The organism is Myxococcus vastator, from assembly GCF_010894475.1.
Classification (GTDB): Bacteria; Myxococcota; Myxococcia; order Myxococcales; family Myxococcaceae; genus Myxococcus; species Myxococcus vastator.
Window position 1 is genome coordinate 1 of sequence record NZ_JAAIYB010000678.1, and the last position, 3,136, is coordinate 3,136.

Annotated in this window: 2 protein-coding genes; both read left to right on the top strand. The window is 71.6% G+C overall.

Annotation, left to right across the window (positions count from 1 at the left end; translation table 11 throughout):
* On the top strand, positions 1-1,313 hold a 1,313-nt coding region (locus tag G4D87_RS35940; protein WP_163787299.1), incomplete at its 5' end, for a Kelch repeat-containing protein.
* A gap of 52 nt (positions 1,314-1,365) precedes the next feature.
* Positions 1,366-2,913 carry a S8 family peptidase gene (locus G4D87_RS35945; protein ID WP_240358878.1) on the top strand — a complete coding sequence of 516 codons (1,548 nt, stop codon included), beginning with the start codon at positions 1,366-1,368 and terminating at the stop codon, positions 2,911-2,913.
* The last annotated feature ends 223 nt before the right edge of the window (positions 2,914-3,136 follow it).

Genomic DNA, 3,136 nt, shown 5'->3' on the forward strand with positions numbered 1-3,136 from the left:
CCCTCTGGCTGCTGCCAGCGCTCGCGGCGTGCCAGCCCCCCGCGTCCTTCGACGGGCCGCTCACGCCTGCTGAACATCCCGTCCTCGTCGGCGGCGGGGGCTGTCTGTCCCCCGCCTGGCGAATCCTCCAGTTCGGCAGCGCGGGTGATGACGTGGCGGTGGACGTCGGGCTGGACGCTGACTGCGACCTTTTCGTGGCGGGCACCACCCTGGGGGTGCTGGAGGAGGGGAGCGTCACGCGAGGCCAGTTCCAGGACGCCTTCGTGGCCAGCCTGGATGCCAGCGCCCAGCCACGGTGGCTGCGCCAGTACGGCTCGGAGTGGGACGACACCGTGAAGGGGCTCGCCGTCTCCCCCGAGGGCGACACCTACGTGGTGGGCAGCACGCCCTTGGCGATGCCAGGCGCCGTCAACCTCGGGCAGGGGGATGCCTTCGTCATCAAGCACGGTCCGGGAGGCGCGCTGGACTGGCTCGTCCAGCGCGGCTCGGCCGAGGAAGACACCGGGCTGGGCGTCGCCCTTTCACGGGACGGCCGCCACGTCTTCCTCGCGGGCGGGACGATGGAGAAGCCCGACGTGAGCTTCGACATGAGCATCGAGGTGCTGGAGGCGGGGGATGGGACGGTGCTGGAGGCGCGTCGCCATGGGACCGCCGGGCATGACCGGGCGGAGGCCGTCGCCGTCAGCGCCGAGGGCTCCGTCGTGCTGGCGGGCGCCACGCTGGGTGGGTTCGCCTCGGCGAACGCGGGCTCGTTCGACGCCTTCCTCGCCCACCTCGACCCCACGCTGGGCCTGACCTGGGCGCGGCAGCCGGCCACCCCTGACATCGACGCCGGGCTGAAGGTCGTCATCGCGCCGGATGGCGCCATCCTCATGCTGGCGCTCTCCTTCAGCGACCTGGCCACGGGCCGCGGGGAGAATGACGGCCTCTCCTCTGCCTTCCTCCTCAAGTACGACCCGATGGGGCGCCTGCTCTGGGCTCAGCGCGTCGGCTCCCCCCATGAGCTCCACCGCGCGAGCGGGCTCGCCGTGGACGGACACGGCGCCATCTACGTCGCTGGCGGGACGCACGGCGCCATGGACGGCCCCAACCAGGGAGGCCGGGACGCCTTCGTCGTGAAGTACGACGCCCACGGCGCCCGCCTGTGGGCACGGCAACTGGGCACCCCGGGCATGGACGAGGCCCATGCCGTCGCGCTCACCCGCGCGGGGGACGTCGTCATCGCCGGCTACACCACGGGCCAACTGGGTAACGCCCACGCCGGAGGGCAGGACGTCTTCGTCGCCCGCTTCAACAGCCGCGGGCAGCAGTAATCAACCAAGGAGCCGTTTCATGCACGGAAGAACTGGAAGGCGGAAGAGCTCAGTGTCTCAACTGTTCGTCGCGGTGCTCGCCTTGACGATGGCGCTTCCCGCGAGCGCGGCGGACGGGCTCGAGCTCAAGCCCCGGCAACTGGCACGCAAGGGCGTGGTGGAGCTGCGGCGCAACGTGGAGATTCCGCGCGTCGTCGTGAAGTTCCACGAAGGGACCCGCGTTCGCTTGCGCGGGGAGCAGCTCGTCGCGCTGCCCGAGTCGCGCGGCGCGCGTGAGCTGGGCCAGTTGAGCCAGCGGGGCCTGACGGGCGCCTCCGTCGAGGCGGACATGGCGACCGTGGCCTCGCTCGTCGCCGCCAGCCCCTATGCCCGCGGGCTGGGCCGGATGTTCACCGCCGATGAGAAGCAGCTCGACACGCGCAAGTTCGCGACGGAGACGCTCAGCGGCCAGGAGGTCGCCGACCTGAACCTCTACATCGAGGTTCCCATCCGCCCCGGTGCCACCTTCCAGCAAGTCAGGGACCTGGTGGAGAAGCTCGACGCGCTGCCCAGCGTGGAGACGGCCTACGCGGAGCCCGCCGCGGAGCCCGCCGCGGTCAACTGGCCCAACTTCCTCACGCCGATGCTGCTGAAGGCCGGCCCGAACCTCCAGGGTGAGCAGGGTTACCTGGGCGCCGCGCCCACCGGCATCGACGCGCACTACGCGTGGACGGTGGCGGGTGGCAGTGGCGCGAACGTCAAGGTCGTGGACGTGGAGGGCGGCTGGCGCACCACGCACGAGGACATGCCTGGCCTCTTCCACCAGGGGGGCGCCCAGTTCAACGACCTGGGCTGGCGCAACCATGGCACCGCCGTGCTGGGGGAAATCGTGGGCGTGTCCAATGGCTTCGGCGTGACGGGCATCGCCCACGCCGCCCGGGCGGGCTACGAGTCCATTGGCTCCCAGAGCGCGGCCAGCGCCATCGCCAATGCCGCTGTCGCCGCGGGCTCCGGCGGGGTCGTCCTCATCGAGCTGCACCGCCTGGGGCCGCCCAACAACACCCCCTGCACCTGCAACTTCGGGCAGTGCGACTACATCGCCATGGAGTACTGGCAGGCGGAGTTCGACGCCATCGTCCAGGCCACCCTGAATGGCGTCGTGGTCGTCGAGGCCGCGGGCAATGGCAGCTCCAACCTGGATGACGCCGCCTACAACAACGCCTTCAACCGCGACGTGCGCGACTCGGGCGCCATCGTCGTCGCGGCCGGCTCCTCGCAGGGCCGCGCGCCGATGTGCTGGACCAACCACGGCAGCCGCCCCGACGTCCACGGGTGGGGTGAGAACGTGGTCACCCTGGGCTATGGCGACCGGTTCAACGGCGGGTCGGAGAACACCTATTACACCGCCACCTTCAGCGGGACCTCCAGCGCCTCGCCCATCGTCACGGGTGCCGCCGCCTCCCTTCAGGGGGCGCTCCAGGCCCGCGGCCGTTTCCCGCTGAGCCCGCTGGCCCTGCGCGATGTGCTCTCCAGCACTGGCAGCGCCCAGGCCCCGGATGCCCGCCGCATTGGCCCCCGTCCCAACCTGCGCGCCGCCCTCAACCGCCTGGGCATCTTCTAGCCCCCGGCGCGCGTGAACCCCGCCCTGGAGTGGCGCGCCGCTCCAGGGCGCCGGCCCCCGCCGAAGGGGGCCGGCCCAGGCCGTTCTCACCTCTTGGGCGTAGACCCTCTCAACGAGCCAGGACCTCAGATGCCACGTTCACCACGAAACACCGCCGGGATTGGCCTGGGCGCCGCCGGCGTGGCCGCCGCGCTGCTCTTCGCGCTCTGGAACGGTGCCGCCC